15 protein-coding genes are annotated in these 15,541 nt (G+C 60.8%); 1 reads left to right on the forward strand and 14 read right to left on the reverse strand.

Annotation, left to right across the window (positions count from 1 at the left end):
• Positions 1-723: 723 nt before the first annotated feature.
• The 10 genes from IEV88_RS11610 to IEV88_RS11655 form a co-directional block, all read right to left on the reverse strand.
• Complete coding sequence (locus tag IEV88_RS11610) at positions 724-1,704, reverse strand: type II secretion system F family protein (RefSeq protein WP_188158291.1); 981 nt, start codon at positions 1,702-1,704, stop codon at positions 724-726.
• A 29-nt stretch (positions 1,705-1,733) separates the two neighbouring features.
• Positions 1,734-2,732 carry a type II secretion system F family protein gene (locus IEV88_RS11615; RefSeq protein WP_188158290.1) on the reverse strand — a complete coding sequence of 333 codons (999 nt, stop codon included), beginning with the start codon at positions 2,730-2,732 and terminating at the stop codon, positions 1,734-1,736.
• 2 nt (positions 2,733-2,734) lie between these two features.
• Positions 2,735-4,201: a TadA family conjugal transfer-associated ATPase gene (locus tag IEV88_RS11620; RefSeq protein ID WP_188158289.1), complete on the reverse strand. Its 1,467-nt coding sequence runs from the start codon at positions 4,199-4,201 to the stop codon at positions 2,735-2,737.
• A 9-nt stretch (positions 4,202-4,210) separates the two neighbouring features.
• Positions 4,211-5,866, reverse strand: coding sequence for a CpaE/TadZ family protein (locus IEV88_RS11625; RefSeq protein ID WP_188158288.1), 1,656 nt, complete (start codon positions 5,864-5,866; stop codon positions 4,211-4,213).
• Between the two features lie 26 nt (positions 5,867-5,892).
• Positions 5,893-6,567: a CpaD family pilus assembly protein gene (locus tag IEV88_RS11630; RefSeq protein WP_188158287.1), complete on the reverse strand. Its 675-nt coding sequence runs from the start codon at positions 6,565-6,567 to the stop codon at positions 5,893-5,895.
• 20 nt (positions 6,568-6,587) lie between these two features.
• A complete protein-coding gene (locus IEV88_RS11635; RefSeq protein WP_188158286.1) occupies positions 6,588-8,048 on the reverse strand; it encodes a type II and III secretion system protein family protein in 1,461 nt (486 codons plus the stop codon).
• A 63-nt stretch (positions 8,049-8,111) separates the two neighbouring features.
• Positions 8,112-8,870, reverse strand: a complete 759-nt coding sequence (cpaB, locus tag IEV88_RS11640) for a Flp pilus assembly protein CpaB (protein WP_188158285.1) — start codon at positions 8,868-8,870, stop codon at positions 8,112-8,114.
• Between the two features lie 98 nt (positions 8,871-8,968).
• On the reverse strand, positions 8,969-9,475 hold the full coding sequence (locus tag IEV88_RS11645; protein WP_188158284.1) for an A24 family peptidase: 507 nt from the start codon (positions 9,473-9,475) through the stop codon (positions 8,969-8,971).
• A gap of 161 nt (positions 9,476-9,636) precedes the next feature.
• Positions 9,637-9,810, reverse strand: a complete 174-nt coding sequence (locus tag IEV88_RS11650) for a Flp family type IVb pilin (protein ID WP_188158283.1) — start codon at positions 9,808-9,810, stop codon at positions 9,637-9,639.
• A 138-nt stretch (positions 9,811-9,948) separates the two neighbouring features.
• On the reverse strand, positions 9,949-10,677 hold the full coding sequence (locus IEV88_RS11655) for a Crp/Fnr family transcriptional regulator (RefSeq protein WP_188158282.1): 729 nt from the start codon (positions 10,675-10,677) through the stop codon (positions 9,949-9,951).
• 241 nt (positions 10,678-10,918) lie between these two features.
• Here IEV88_RS11655 and IEV88_RS11660 point away from each other — a divergent pair, with 241 nt between their 5' ends.
• Complete coding sequence (locus IEV88_RS11660) at positions 10,919-11,386, forward strand: pilus assembly protein N-terminal domain-containing protein (RefSeq protein WP_188158281.1); 468 nt, start codon at positions 10,919-10,921, stop codon at positions 11,384-11,386.
• A gap of 63 nt (positions 11,387-11,449) precedes the next feature.
• Here the strand turns inward: IEV88_RS11660 and IEV88_RS11665 are convergent, their stop codons facing one another.
• Genes IEV88_RS11665 through IEV88_RS11680 form a run of 4 tightly spaced genes read right to left on the reverse strand, consistent with a single transcriptional unit; the run spans position 11,450 to position 15,472 of the window.
• Positions 11,450-12,601 (reverse strand): class I adenylate-forming enzyme family protein, encoded by a 1,152-nt coding sequence (locus IEV88_RS11665; protein WP_188158280.1) that lies wholly within the window; start codon positions 12,599-12,601, stop codon positions 11,450-11,452.
• Positions 12,601-13,455 (reverse strand): aminotransferase class IV, encoded by an 855-nt coding sequence (locus tag IEV88_RS11670; protein WP_188158279.1) that lies wholly within the window; start codon positions 13,453-13,455, stop codon positions 12,601-12,603. The genes IEV88_RS11665 and IEV88_RS11670 overlap by 1 nt, the downstream gene beginning before the upstream one ends.
• Positions 13,455-14,051 (reverse strand): anthranilate synthase component II, encoded by a 597-nt coding sequence (locus tag IEV88_RS11675; protein ID WP_188158278.1) that lies wholly within the window; start codon positions 14,049-14,051, stop codon positions 13,455-13,457. The genes IEV88_RS11670 and IEV88_RS11675 overlap by 1 nt, the downstream gene beginning before the upstream one ends.
• Positions 14,048-15,472 carry an anthranilate synthase component I family protein gene (locus tag IEV88_RS11680; RefSeq protein WP_188158277.1) on the reverse strand — a complete coding sequence of 475 codons (1,425 nt, stop codon included), beginning with the start codon at positions 15,470-15,472 and terminating at the stop codon, positions 14,048-14,050. Before IEV88_RS11680 ends, IEV88_RS11675 begins: the two co-directional genes overlap by 4 nt.
• Positions 15,473-15,541: the final 69 nt, after the last annotated feature.

Raw genomic sequence — 15,541 nt, forward strand, 5'->3', positions numbered from 1 at the left:
GTTTCAGCGTTTCGACAGAACGCTGAAACGATCTAGTGGGCCGTAGCTTACGCCTCTAGAAACTACTAACGACAAACTTCTTACGCCCACGCCCCATAACTTATCCCCGCCCCCGCCAACCCGTTTATTCTCCTTCCCAAGCCGGGTGAGGACCCGGTGGAGGCGCCGTTCGCAATGTGTGACCTGCACGGAGCATCGGCGTATCAGGTTTCTGCCGGCAGTTGAGGGTGTGTACAGCTTTGCACCGTCCGGCGGAACGGCGTCCCGGGGTAGCCCCCGGGCGGGAGAGCTATGCACTTTGGCCCCGCATCGATCGCCGCCGTGTGTAGCGAGAGCTATGCCAGTCACTATTATTCTAAATGAGGCAATGGCCGCTACACACGGGCTCCCTCATACTTCCAACACCGCGAGCGTTGCTTGCCGGTGCGTTTAGTGCTGCCGCTCTTGTCCTCCTGGGGGATGCGCCAGCATCAACCCGGGACCATGAGGTGACCTGCAAATGATCCAGTGAATCATTTGTAGCACCGAATGCCAGAGGCTTCTCCATGATGAAGGAATCGAGCCGGCTGCGGAGCAAATTATTCATCAATGTACCGTCTCTGCGAATGGGGTCCCGCTCGCGCTTTGCTCGGCCGTGATGACAAGAAAAATAAAAATCCAGCGACGGCCTATTGCGGCCGGCATTGCCGTGAGAGGTCTGGCTGCCAAGTGAGGTTGTTCCGCCTACTCCGCACCATCCATGCCGAAGACGCGCAGCATGGCAGGGCCAAGGATGATGGCGAACAGGACCGGCAGGAAGAACAGGATCATCGGTACCGTCAGTTTCGGCGGCAGCGCGGCTGCCTTCTTTTCGGCGGCCTGCATCCGCATCTCGCGGTTTTCTGCGGCCATGACGCGCAGCGACTGGCCCAGCGGCGTGCCGTAATTCTCTGTCTGGATCAGGGCGGTGACGATGGATTTCATGCCCTCCGTCCCGACCCGGTCGCCAAGGTTCTGATAGGCGACCTTGCGGTCGGGCAGATAGGAAAGTTCGGCCGTCGTCAGGGCCAGTTCCTGCGCCAGTTCCGGGCAGTTCACGGCGATTTCCTCACTGACCTTTTGCAAGGCATGTTCGATCGACATACCGGATTCGACGCAGATCAGCAGGAGGTCGAGCGCATCCGGGAAGAACAGCTGCATTTTCTGGCGGCGCTTGGTGATGCTGTTCGACAGCCAGATATTGGGCAGGTAAAAGCCGACGGCGAAGGCGCCGATCGTGGCGACCAGGCGCATGAAGCTGCCGAGGTCGAACCCGTTGAAGATATAGACGTAACAGCCGACCGCGAAGCAGGCGACGAACGGCATGACGAGACGGGCCAGCATGAAGGTGAAGACAGGGCGCTCGCCGCGATAGCCGGCCTGGGCCAGTTTTCTGGCGGCGCTCTTGGCGTCGAAGAATTCGAGCAGCTTGAACTGCTCGACGATTTCCCGGGCCACGCCCTTTGCAGTCTCCGTGCGCAGGCTCCCGCCTTTTTTCTTGAGCGATTCACGATGCTCGTCGCGCAGACGGGATTTATAGTCGCTGACTTCCTTCAGACGCCCGGCCATGGGGTCGCGCGCCAGCATCGGCCCGAGCAGGGTGATCGCCGCAGCAGCCGTGGCAACAGCCGCCAGAAAGGCGATCTGGTTGTGCCGGTCCATTACTACGTTGAGAAAGTCTTCCATGGTCGCGAGCCTAAAGGGTTTACGGTGAATCAGACCTTAATGCTGATCATGTTCTTCATGATGAAGATACCGATCGACATCCACAGCCCAGACCCGAGAAGGATGAAATTGCCCATCTGGGTATTCCAGAGCGGCTCCAGATATTCCGGGGACGACATATGCACCATGCCGCCGACCATGAAGGGCAACGAGCCGAGAATGACAGCGGAAGCCTTGGCTTCCATCGACAGCGCCGAGACCTTGCCCTGCATCATCTTGCGGTTGCGCAGCACCGTGGCAAGGTTGCCCAGCGCTTCGGCGAGGTTGCCGCCTGTCTGGCGCTGGATGATCAGCACGATGGAGAAGAAGTTCACTTCCGGCAGCGGCATGCGGTCATACATGCGCTCCAGGACCTGCTCGAAGGACAGGCCGATGCGCAGGCCCTCGATCATCAGGGCAAACTCGGCCCGTACCGGCTGTTCTGAATCCTTGGATACGATCTTCAGGCATTCATGTACCGGCAGGCCGGATTTGACGCCGCGCACGATCACGTCGATGGCGCCGGTAAATTCGGTGAGGAATTTCTTCTGCCGACGGCTTTTCAGGAAGAACAGCCCCCAGCGCGGCAGGCCCAGCGCGCCGACGAAGGTCATCATGGCGATGACATGCATTGCCTGGGCGGAGATGAAACCGATCAGGGCGCAGCCGACGCCGCAGATGACGGAGGCGACATAGAAATCGCGCTCGGAAATGTTCAGCCCGGCCTGCTCGATCTTCTGGTGCAGGCTGAGCTTCTGCTTCTGCGCCCGCTCTTTCTGCGCATCTTCCATCTTGCGCAGGGATTCCTGGATATGCTTGCGCCGGTCACGGGTATTGTCCTGCTGGCCCTTGCCGGTATTGCGCTGCGCCGTACGGCTATTGCCCGCCAGACCGGCAGCGCGCTGGCTTGCCTTTTTCTGGTTCGTCGGCGCCATGAAGACATATCCAAGGGCACCGATACAGACGGCGCCAAGGATCAGCATCAGGAGGGTTTGCTGGTCAAGCTGCATGGTTACTCCGATGCCGCGTCAAGCGCTTCGGCCAGTTCTGCATGGCGGCCATAATACCGCGCGCGGTCCCAGAAGGCCGGGCGGGCGATACCGGTCGACTTGTGGCGGCCGAGGACCTTGCCGTCATCATCCTCGCCGTCAATGTCATAGACGAACAGGTCCTGGGTGATGACGGTATCGCCTTCGGTACCCAGCACTTCGGTAATGTGAGTGATGCGGCGGGAGCCATCGCGCAGGCGCGCTGCCTGGATGATGATGTCGATCGAGCCGACGATCATCTCACGGATCGTTTTCGACGGCAGGTTGTAGCCGCCCATGGTGATCATGGATTCCACCCGCTGCAGGGCTTCGCGCGGCGAGTTGGCGTGGAGCGTGCCCATCGAGCCGTCATGGCCGGTGTTCATGGCCTGGAGGAGGTCGAATGCCTCCGGGCCACGCACCTCGCCGACGATGATCCGCTCGGGACGCATCCGCAGACAGTTCTTGACGAGATCGCGCATGGTCACCTCGCCCTGGCCTTCCAGGTTCGGCGGGCGGGTTTCGAGGCGTACGACGTGAGGCTGCTGCAGCTGGAGTTCGGCTGCGTCCTCGCAGGTGATGACCCGCTCGTCGGTTTCGATAAAGGAGGTCATGCAATTCAGCAGCGTCGTCTTGCCCGAGCCCGTACCGCCGGAAATCAGCGTGTTGATCCGGCAGCCGCCGATGATCTCAAGCACCTTGGCCCCTTCCGGCGATATCGAGCCGAAATCGACCAGATTGCTCATGGTCAGCTTGTCTTTCTTGAACTTACGAATGGTCAGCGCAGCACCGTCGATCGACAGCGGCGGCGCGATGACGTTGACCCGCGAGCCGTCCGGCAGACGCGCGTCACAGATCGGGCTCGATTCATCGACCCGGCGGCCGACCTGGGAAACGATCCGCTGGCAGATATTCATCAGCTGAGCGTTGTCGCGGAAGCGGATATTGGTCAGCTGGATCTTGCCGTTGACCTCGATAAAGACGCGGCTGGAGCCATTGACCATGATGTCGGCGATATCGTCGCGCGCGAGCAGCGGTTCGAGCGGACCATAGCCCAGAACATCGTTACAGATGTCCTGAAGCAACGCTTCCTGCTCGGCGATCGACATCTGCAGGTTCTTGATCGAGATGATCTCGTTGACGATATCGCGGATCTCTTCAGCAGCGGACTCCGGGTCGAGCTGGGCGAGCTGCGACAGGTCGATCGTGTCGATCAATGCATTGAAGATCGTCGTTTTCGTCTGGTAATATTTCTCCGACTGCTGCTTGTTCTCGACGACAGGCTTGTCAGCCTCCGCCTTCGGCTTGGCGGCCGGTTTTGCAGAAGGCTTTCCCGAAGCCGATGGGCCCGGCTTCGGCGCGCTCTTTGCGGCGGCAGGTTTCCCCGAGGAAGAGGGTGCCGGCTTCAGCGCGGCGGGCTTTTCCTGCAGGGCGGATTTCTTACCAAACATAGTCTGTCCCTAAAGCTTTTTCAGCAGTGACTTGATATCGAATCCCTTCTTGCGGGATTTTTTGCCATGATGGCCGAGAATGGTGCCGGCGATAAAATCGAGCGAGCCGGTCACCTTCGACTTGGCATCGGTCTGGAAGACCGTCTCGGCATTGGTCGCCGCCGTACCGAACAGAACCGGGTCCCACGGGATCACGGCGGTCGGCTCGATATCCAGCGCTTCGGCGAATTGCTCGACCGGCACTTCAGGCCGTTTCGGCACGCCGACCTGGTTCATGACAAGGATCGGCGGTGCATCATTGGAGCGCGTCGCATTGATCGTCTCGATCAGGTTCTTGGCATTGCGATAGGAGGACAGGTCCGGCGTCGCCGTCAGGATGATCTGGTCGGCGGAATGAAGGATGTTTCTCGTCCAAGCGCTCCAGCCATGGGGCAGGTCGATGACGATGTTCGGCGCAGCCTTGCGGACGACGTCGAGCACTTCCTCGAAGGAAGAGGCCGGCACGTCGTAATCCTGGTCGAGCATGTTCGGCGCGGAGAAAAGTGACAGACGGTCCGTACACTTCTGCAGCAGACGGTCGAGCAGCACGTCGTCAAGACGCTCAGGCGCGCCCAGCGCCTCGGTCAGGCCGTGGGACGGGTCCTGGGCGAAGTCGAGGCTCGCCGTGCCGAACGGCAGGTCGAGGTCGAGCAGTACCGCGTCATTGGCATAATGTTCCGCGATGGCCCAGGCGACGTTGTGACAAATGGTCGAGGAGCCGGTGCCGCCGCGGGTTCCGGCAAAGACGATATTCTTGCCGATCGGCGGGGCCGACGGGTCGAGATACAATCCGGCGATTGCCCGGGTGATCTGGATCGGCGCGCGCGGTGCGATCAGATAGTCGCTGATGCCGCGCGCCATCAGTTCGCGATAGAGCGAGACATCGTTGATCTTGCCGAGGATGACGACCTTGGTCGACGGGTCGCACACCTCGGCCAGATGGGCGAGGCCATCGAACAATTGCTGGCCGCCATGGACCGTTTCAAGAACGATCAGGTTCGGCGTTGCCGCGTTCTGGTAATGCTGGGCGGCTTTTTCAACGCCCCCGAAGGACAGGTTGATGTGTGCCTTGGCCATGCGCCGGTCATTTGCCGTCGCCTCGATCAGCCCACTGATTTCCGTGGTCTCGTAGAAGACATCGATATTGATGCGCGGCACCGGAATATGGTCGCCTTCCTGCGCTTCGAATTCGTCGTCGCCATAGTCATGGCGGGAGTGAGAGACAGCTGTAGCAGCGACAGGGGCGGCGGCGCTGTGATCGCCGACTTCATCCAGGAGGGGCGGCAGCTCATCGTCATCTTCGAGAGCCTGCTGCATCTGGGCCGGCGTCTGTCCGGCAGCATTGCTGCCTTCAAGGCCGCTCTCGTCCGCGTCACCCTGTGACTCAAAGGCAAGCAGGTCGTACGATGAGTCCGCACTTTCCGCGTCGCCGCGCACGCCGTCGAGCGCCTCGTCAAGTTCATCGTCGTCCCAGTCGTCCATGCCTTCGAGATCGATATCGTCGAAGTCGAACCCCTCCAGATCGATATCGAGATCGTCGTCGGACAGGCTCTCCAGTCCGGCGACATCTTCGTCGAAGGCATCTTCGCGGTCGAAATCGAACTTGCTGTTAGACACATTGCTCATGGTATTCTCCAGACCTTCGAGGGCCCCTATTGATCAGATGCGGAAATTTCCGAACTTTCTTCTGCTTCGCTCGAGGTCACTTCGCCGCGGATATACTTTCCGTAGACCGCTGCCTCGCGCGCTGCATCCGGATTGCCGAGGCGGCGCTGACCGACAAGGTCACGCGGGTCGGCGACCATGGCAGCGATATTGTTCTGCTGGGCGCAGCCGAAATTCTTCGTGCGCAGATTATGGGACCGGCGGTAATATTCCTCGTCCCATGCCCCGCAGGCGCTCGGGCTTGCGACATAATTGCTGAAGCTGATGATCACTTCCGGCTCGCTCTGTTCCGGTGACAGGCGATAGCTGGCACCCTGCATGGCGGCGTAGTCGAGACCCTCCGCATAAAGTGCATCGCGGATGTCAGCGACGACCTGCTGGCCATAGAAATCGGCCTGGCCGCCGCCTGACGGCGCGGTGATAGTCACCGGGCCATGGCCGCGGGTGAAATAGGTATCGGCGAAAGCCCTGAGCCGGGCCTTGTCGATGGCGGAAAGCTCCGTTAGCGACCGGTCTACCGACACAGTCATCGTGACGACCTGCTGCTCGATACTGATCGGATGTTGTTCCTCGATGGTACGCGCCTGCTGCGCGCCATTGAAAGGCGAGGCGCATGCGGTGAGAGCCGTCGCGGCGATCAGGAGGGTGAAATGCTTCTTCATATGCCTGGTTCTCTTTCGCGTTAGTCGAGAATGAAGCCGTGGGGGCCCTGCAGGGTACGCGGCTCGCCGCGCGGTTTCATGCCATAGGCCGACTGCAACTTGCCGACGACGATCGATTGTATTTCGCTCGGCGGCACAAAGCCTTCGGATGGATCGGTCAGGTTCGCCATGGTGGTCGGCTCGACCAGATACGGCGTGACGATGACGACGAGCTCGGTTTCCTGGTTGATGAATTCATTCGACCGGAAGAGCTGGCCAAGGACGGAAACGTCCTTCAGCCCCGGCACGCCTTCGACCGCAGTCTGGATATTTTCCTGCAGCAGGCCGGCAATCGCCATCGAGCCACCGGAGGGAAGCTCGACGACGTTGGACACGCGGCGTACGGTCAGGCCAGGAATGGTCAGCACGCTGCTGACCGTCGGGTTACCCGTGTCAGGATCGATCGTCGTGCCGCTTCCAAGGGTAAAGGAGTTGGCACGGGAAATTTCACTGACCTCTGTATCGATCGCAAGGTTGATGCGGTTCTTCGACAGAACCACAGGGCGGAAGCCGAGAGAAACACCGAATTTCTTGAATTCGATCGTGACCTGGCCATCATCCTGGCCGACCGGTACCGGGAATTCACCACCGGCAAGAAAGGTTGCCGCTTCGCCGGACAACGAGTTCAGGGTCGGTTCCGCCAGTGTCTTGATCATGCCGTTCTGCTCGAACGCATTGAACATGAAATCGAGATCGGTGATGTCGCCGATGCCGTTGGTGACAAGGTCCGCGTCGATGCCGCCAAGCGCACTGCCGGAGGCAGCAAAGGACGACGTCCAGGAGGTATTGAGGATCGCATCATCGAGCCGGGCAAAGGCCGAGCCGTTGACGCCGAGCTGCTTGACCAGGCGGCGCTGCATCTCGACGATGCGCACTTTCAGCATGACCTGGTTCTGGTCGCGGATAGACAGCATGTTCATGACCAGTTCCGGATCGCCGACATAGCGGGCCGCTACATCCTGAGCGCGCGACGCATCGGACGATGTCTGTACGGAGCCTTTGAGGATCACGTTGGCATTGACCGTATCGACGGTGATGCGCGCATCAGGCATCAGCTTCTTGAGCAGGGAATCGAGACCTGCCGTGTCGCGTTCGACGATGATTTCCAGGTTCAATATCTGCTCGCCGCGGCTGTCGAAAAAGAAGGCGTTTGCCTGCCCCGCTTCAAGTCCCAGGAGATAGACCCGGCGCGAGGAGCGGATGACCGCATCGACCTTGGACGGATTGGAGATCAGCACATCGGACGCCGCCTGCGGCAGCTCGATGATCACCGCCTTGTCGAGCGCAAGCGTCAGCGTTCGGGAACTCTGGCTGTCGCCGCCGCGATTGATCACGACATCGTCGGCCTGTGCCGCGGCAGGCGTCATCGCTGCGGAGAAGGCGGTCAGGCTCGCGAAAACCGCGCCGAGAGACGCGGTGAGGATTTTTCTTGCCCGGTTCATGGCATTTCCTGACATTGGGTGTTTCATATTCTTGCCCCTGCTGACCATTCTCTCTCGCCGCCTCTACGACTGGCCATAACGGATGACGACGATTTCGGACGGTTGGGTTTCCTGCAGCAATTCATCGCCCCCTTCCGGCTGGAACGCGCTGCGCAGCGCCAGGCTGAGCGTGCCGTTCTCGCGGGAGGTAAGGAATTTCTCGACCTGCGTCGGTACAAGCTCCAGCGTCACGGTCGAGCTCGGCTGCGCGCCTTCGCCGGTCTGAGCGAAGGTCTGGTCGATCGCCAGTACCCGGACATTCGCATAAAGAAGCTGGCTAGTCAGTGTGCCATCGCGGTCATCTGAATCGACTGTATGGTAGATATCGATCTTGTCGCCCGGCAGGATGAAGCCGGCGGCAGACTGGCGCATGGAAACGTCCAGGGTGACGGCCTGCATGCCCGGCGTCAGCAGGGCGGCCATCATGCCGGCCTGGCCGGGACGCAGAACCTTGGCTTCGGTAATCGGCTCGTTCTTGACCATGACGGACCGCGCGACCGTCTCCGGCAGCGATGCGTAGAACTCTTCATTCGCCTTGGTGATCGCGCCTTCCGGCAGGTTGCTGGCAGGCCATTTGACCCAGCGTGTGCCTTCGACATCGAGGCGATCACCGCGGGCAAAGTCGCGGTCGGCGACGAGCACCTGCTCGACCTCGATCGCATCCTGCTGGGGGATGATCTGTGCCGTCGGCACCGGTTCGTTGCCGCCGGATGACATCAGGAAAAAGACGGCGCCACCGGCGACAAGTGCCACGGCAAGTAGAATGATACGTCCCGAATTCATGACTAACTGCCCTTAATTTTCTGACGGCGCCACGCATGGCTTTGTAAAATTCAAGAGTTACTCTGCCCGGAAACTCTCAAAACAATGTTAATGCTGTCTCAACCGCCAGTAACCAATACGTATATCGGCAGGTCGGGCAGGCTCCAGACGCCGCCGGCGGCGATGGCGATGCCATAGGGAATGTAGCTCTTGCCCTCATGCGCCTGCATCAGCCACGGCATATGGGCGTAGATCGGCAGGGGCGGCATGCGCCGGAACATCATCACCAGAATGGCGAGCGCGCCGCCCATCAGCGCGATCTTGATGATGAAGGGCAGGAACCCGGCAAGGCCGACCCATGGGGCGGAGGCGGCGAGAAGCTTGGCGTCGCCGCCACCGAAGACATTGAGCGCGAACAGGATGAAACAGCCGATCAGAACGGCAATGCCGAGCGCGACCGACGCCACGAACATCTCTGTCGTGAACTGGAAATAAAGCGCCGCAGCCGGAAAGCTGATGAGGAGCGCGATGGAAATCCAGTTCGGGATCTTCATCTCCTCGGCGTCATTCAGCGCCGCGACCAGCCATGCACCGACGGGAATTGACAGAAACAGATAGCCAAGCATTTCAACTTCTCACCACATCTTCACGCGCGACTATGCAAAAACAGCGTTAATTATTCCTTAGAGGGACGAAGTTTTCGCGGCGCGCCGGCAACAGAGCAAGCTTCGGAAAACAAAAAAAGGGAGGCCGGAGCCTCCCTCTTGTTTCTCGAACGCGTTGGCGATTAACCAGCGCTGTCGATATCTGCAGAGATCTCGGAGAAGTTGGTGCTCAGCGAGGTGGCAACACCCTGCAGGGCAGCAATGATAGCCGTAGCGATCAGAGCAGCGATCAGGCCGTACTCGATAGCCGTCGCACCTTCTTCGTCTTTGACGAAACGATTGATAAGTTTGTTCATGGTCGAACTCCTGTTTTACACTTGCACATTCGGACTTCCCGAATAATCACAGCCTATCACCGCGAAGTAAAAGAAAGGTTATATTATACAGTTAGCGGAATATTAATATTGATGATTAACAGCCGTTTACGAACAGGCCTATTCGGCAATCGCCATCAGCGCCGGATAGTCCGTTATCATCATACCGGGATAGTCCCGCTTCAGGATATGCATGCCTATCAGCCGGGCGACCGCCTCGGCGGCGTCCTTCTCGCCGGCATTCGCGAGAAGGCCGAGATCGCGATGGCGTGGCATCGTAGCGATCCGCCAGTGACCATTGCTCTGGCTGCGTTCAGCCAGCCCGAAAAGCGCCTTGGCTATCCTTCCCATGGCGCCCTTGTCGACTGCGGCATAGCCCATGGACTGACCCAGTACCCGCCGCGTCATCTCGCGAAGCAGCACCACGGCCATCTGGTGGGATGATGAGATCGCTTCGCGGAAAATATCTGAATCAATCAGGAGAAGGCGCATCTCTGTTTCTGCCTGCAGACCGATGGCGGAGCCGAGTTCCGGCAGGCCGGCAAGGATGAATTCCAGCCCGAGAACATCGCCCTCGGCAAACAGCCGGCGGGTAATTGAGCCGTCCACGCCATCGCCGCTGGTCATCTGGCCGCGACCGGCAATGCAGCAGATCAGGTCATCGGATTCATATTGGCCGGCGGAGAAGACCATTTCGCCCGGCGCGACATTCTTCTCCGTCGCAGCCATGGCGAGCGCCGTAAGGACGGCCTCGGGAAGGTGACAGAAAAGGGGAAGCTGTTTGATCCGGGTCACGAGAGCGTCGTCGATGGCATTATCTTCTGCCGGCTGGGTCAATACCATTGCCATAGTTCCTGCTCCGCATGCGAATAATTGAAGCGGACTTTTCCATACTGTTGTTAAGGGCCCGTAAAAGATCGCGCATAAATTGTATCGGCTGCCGGCTTTGCATTTGCCAGCGACAGAAAAAACCGCCCCCGACATGGACGACCAGGCGATGCTGAACGGCCGTTTAACCCTTCCTTGATCATTTCATGGGATTTTTCTCCCAGCGTCCGTATTCACGCGTCCAATTAAAAAGGGTTCTGTCATGGCCAGAAATTTTCTGAGCGCCGTCATTTCCGTCATCCTGGCATTCGCCGCAACTGGCGTTAATGCCCAGACCAACGAGATGTGGCTGACGATCGACCAGGTCCGCGCCTACGATATGCGCCAGCCTGTCGCCAGCATCGTTGTCGGCAATCCGGTGATTGCCGACGTCAGCGTTCAGGCCAACAACAAGGTCTTGCTCTATGGCAAGGCACCGGGCCTGACCAATATCTATTTCTTCGACAAGGATGGTAACCGCCTGGAGAACCTGAATATCAGGGTACAGAGCCAGACAAACGACATGCTCGTCGTCTATCGCGGCACCCAGCGCACCTCCTATACCTGTACAAACAATTGCGAGATGACCCCGGTCATCGGCGACAGTCCGGAGGTCTTTGACGTCGTCAGCGGGCAATCCTCGAGCAAGAACTCCGAGATCCGCACACAGGCCCAGGCCAACGAGCGCTGATTTTCGTCCCTGTCCGAGCCGCACAAGCAGACACCCAAAAGGCAGCCCCCGGGCTGCCTTTTTTCATTTCTTGTTGAACACATAGATACGCGGCCGCTCCGGCGGCTGCAGCTTGTTGCGGCACCATTCGTCTACGGACCATGCGATGTCCTGTGTCGGCTGTATGCCGTCGCGCAGCTGGATATGGGCGATCAGCCTGTCGAGCGACCCGGTCCGATGGGTGACCCGCACGGTACAGTCGACGATATCGGGATGCTCGCCGATGATCGCGCCGATGCTCGACGGGAAGACGTTGATCGCCCCGATCTGTACGGCGCCATCGCGACGACCGGCCAGCTTGAACGTGCGCTCGCCCTGCCATTCCATGTGATCCATGCAGACGACTTCGCGCTCGGAGCCGTCAGGCCTGATCCGGACGAGCTTTTCCTCCGCCGCGATCCAGTGATCGAACAACACGAACGGTTCGGCCGGGGTATCGCGCCACCCGATAATGCCGGACTCGGTCGATCCATAGAGCTCGCGCATCGCGCCCAATCCACGCTCGCGCAATCCCGTCGCAAGGTCGAGCAGGAGCGGTTCACCGAAAGACAGTCCCATGACATTATTCGGAAAACCGGAGATCGTCTCGTGCAGGTAGCGCCACAAGGTCGGCGTCGCGACGATGAGATCGCCGAAGGCAACCGCCTCGCTCAGCTCGTCCGGTGCCATCGAGCGGACATCCACTACCTCGAGATGCTGCAGGTTCGGTGCCAGCATCGTGGTAATGAACCCGAACAGGCTGTGCGGTGAGACGAGGCTGAGAACCCGGCGGCGGCCATGCATCAGGCTGGCAACGACCCGGGCGTCCTGGAATACCTCATCGGCATTGTGGCGCACATCGGCGGAACCTGCCTGGGTCGCCGGATGAAACCGCATGACTTTCAGCGATCGCGATAGCGTCGGCAGAAATCGTTCGGCCCAGTCGCCGAACGTATCCGTCGGCTGCGCATCGAGATCGACGCCTGTCTTGTCGAAAAACTGGCACAGACGCGCAGCGCAGGCGTCGATTCTCTCCTGGCTCAGTCCCAGCCCGCCTGGACCGACGATCGTTCCGGCATTCCATTCCGACTGGGTCAGGAAATCCGTATAGGTATTGAACCGGCGTGACAGCTCGTCCCCGGTCAGGGCACCGGACAAGCGCGCGATCTGGCTCACTGACAGGCTGAAGCTCTCCATCAGCCCCCCTTGCGCTGTTTCAGATCAGCGGCCACGGCAGCGGCGTAGAGGGATTTGAGGCGGGCAATCACCTCCACCCTGCCCGAGGGCGGCTCGCCCAGAATATGCGCCGGCGCCATGCCGGTAAGCGAGTTGGTGATGAAGATCGGGCGGCCCTGATAGTCATTGTCCTGAACATAGCCGGTCTCGGCCTCGATGCCGTTTTCCCGGGCTAGGTCGATGATCTTGCGCCGGACGATGCCGGGCAGCACCCCGCAATCCGTGTTCGGCGTCAGCAGCCGGTTCTCACCGGTCACGATGAAGATGTTGCCGACGCTGGCGCAAGTGACGAGACCCTGATTGTTCAGCATGATCGCCTCCCCCGCACCGGCCTGCTCTGCTTCCTGCCGGGCAAGGATATTGTCGATATAGGACAGCGTCTTCATCCGCGCGGCGGGCGAGCCTTCGTTGCGGCGGATCGACGACAGGATGCAAGACACCGACGCCCGCCGCGCCGGTGGCGCGGGCGACAGGGCGATGGTCATGACCGGCTTTGCCACGGCACTTTTCGGCGGCAGGATACCCCGCGGACCCACACCGCGCGACAGCGTGATCCGCGCTGCCAGGTCGCCCTCCGCGCCATCCGCAAGCTTGCGTATCGCCTTGTGTATCGCCGTCTCGTCATGGGCGACAGGTATTGCCATGAAGTCGGCGCTTTTTTTCAACCGTGCGAGATGTTCAGACAGGAAGACCGGCTCGCCCCCGCGCACCAGCAGAGTCTCGAACAGGCCGTCGCCGAGGGCAAAGCCGCGATCGGCCAGCGCGATAACGCTGTCAGCCTTTTCCCGATATGTACCGTTGATCCAGTAGGTCATTATCCCCCGCCCTGAGCAGTTGTCGCCGAAGAGGCCGCGGCCATCGCCACGAAGGTTTCGATCATAGCCCTGCCCTCCGGGGTCAGCAATGATTCAGGGTGAAACTGGACGCCATGGTGAGGGCATGAGCGATGCCGCATTGCCATGATCTCTCCGTCCCCGGCGCGGGCCTGTATGATCAGGTCCGGTGCCCCGGCGACATCTACGCTCAACGAGTGATAGCGCCCGACCGCCAGCGGCGATGGCAGCCCGGCAAAGACGCCGGTGCCGTCATGGTCGATGACGCTGGTGCGGCCATGCATCGGCTCGCGCGAGGCGACCGTCGCACCGCCACAAGCTTCCCCCAGCGCCTGATGGCCAAGGCAGACACCGAGGATCGGCGTTTCGGTCGCGGCCGCAATCAGCGTCTTGCAGATGCCGGCCTCGGCCGGGCGCCCCGGGCCCGGCGACAGGATGATACCCGATGGCGCCAGGGCAAGGCAGTCCGCGACGCTGCGCTCGTCATTGCGCCAGACGATGGTCTCCTCCCCCGTTTCGCGAACATAGCGCGCGAGATTGTGGACGAAGCTGTCATAATTGTCGATGACGAGGATCATTGGCGATCCCCGGTCAGCCGCCGGAACGGGCCTGACTTGTCGATCGTTTCCTGATATTCCGCCTGCGGATCGGAAAGGACGGTGATCCCGCCGCCGGTGCCATAGGTCAGGACCGCGCCCGCTTCCGAGGGCTCGAGCACGCCCGTCCTGATCGGCACCGACACCATCGCGCCGCCGCGATCGTCGAACCAGCCGATGGCGCCGCAATAAACGCCCCTGCCCTGTTGCTCCAGATCGGCAATAACCTGCATCGCCCGGATCTTCGGCGCCCCGGTGATCGATCCGCAGGGATAGCTGGCGCGCACGATATCGACTGCGCCAAGCCCGTCACGCACCATCCCGCTGACCCGGGAGACGAGATGATGGACCCCGGCAAAGCTCTGCAGCTCGCACACAGCCTCCTCGCGGATCGAATGGTCGCGACAGACGCGCGACAGGTCGTTGCGGACGAGATCGGTGATCATCACATTCTCGGCGCGGTCCTTTTCATCGCCGAGCAGATCATCGATCACCGCCCTGTCTTCCGCCGGGTCGTCCCGGCGCCGGCGCGTGCCCTTCACAGGCTCGGCGATAGCCTTGAACCCGTCCTCCTGCGGGCGCACCTCGAGAAACTTCTCCGGTGAATCGCTCAGCACACAGCCTTCCTCGAACTGCAGCATGGCACCGAAGGGCGAGGCGCTTGCCTCATGAAGGCACCTGAACAATGGCAGTGCCAGGCCGCGCCAATCCGCATCCCGAAAGGTGGCCGTCAGCCGGCGCGTGATATTGGCCTGGAAGATCGACCCGTCGAGAATGCGTGCCTTGCACGCCTCGACCGCAGCGATGAAATCCTCCGCGTCGTGCCGTGTGGTATTCTCTGGCTGCCTGATCCCTCCCTGCCCTGTAGTCGCCGTGCCGGTACTCCCCGGCTCAAGCGTCTGCTGCAATCTGTCTGCCGCTTCCTCGCTGAGGGCCACCAGTTTCGCGGTGCCGGTCTCCCGGTCGAAAAGGATCGCGGCATCGTAGAACCCGACCGCCATTTCCGGCATCCTGCCCGGTGCGGGCGGAAGGTCGCTCAACACCGGCTCGATATAGCGGGCCATTTCATAGGCAAGATAGCCGACCGCGCCGGACAGGAAGCCGCCCGATTCAGAGGAGACAGCCCGTTCCCGCCGACGCATGGCGAGACGGTCCCGCAACAGGGCCAAGGGATCGTTGGCGCTGGCCGGCCCGATGTCGCGACCATCGATCCGCACCTGCCCACCGCGAACCACCAGCGTCGAGGCCGGCGCGGCGACGAGAATGTCCTGCCCCCCGCCCCAGCTATGGGCCGCGCCCGCGCCGCCACGTAACAGATGCGCAAAAGGCTGCCCCGCCAGCGGCGCGAAGGCGGCGACGGGGTCAGTGCGGTGATCAGTAAAAGGGAAATCTCGCTCGATCATCGCCGCTGGCTTACGCCAATTGCCGGCCGGGATAAAGTGGCGCCGGTTGCCCGAACGTCGCGGCTGACA

This window comes from Aquisalinus flavus, assembly GCF_014640095.1.
Classification (GTDB): Bacteria; Pseudomonadota; Alphaproteobacteria; order Caulobacterales; family Parvularculaceae; genus Aquisalinus; species Aquisalinus flavus.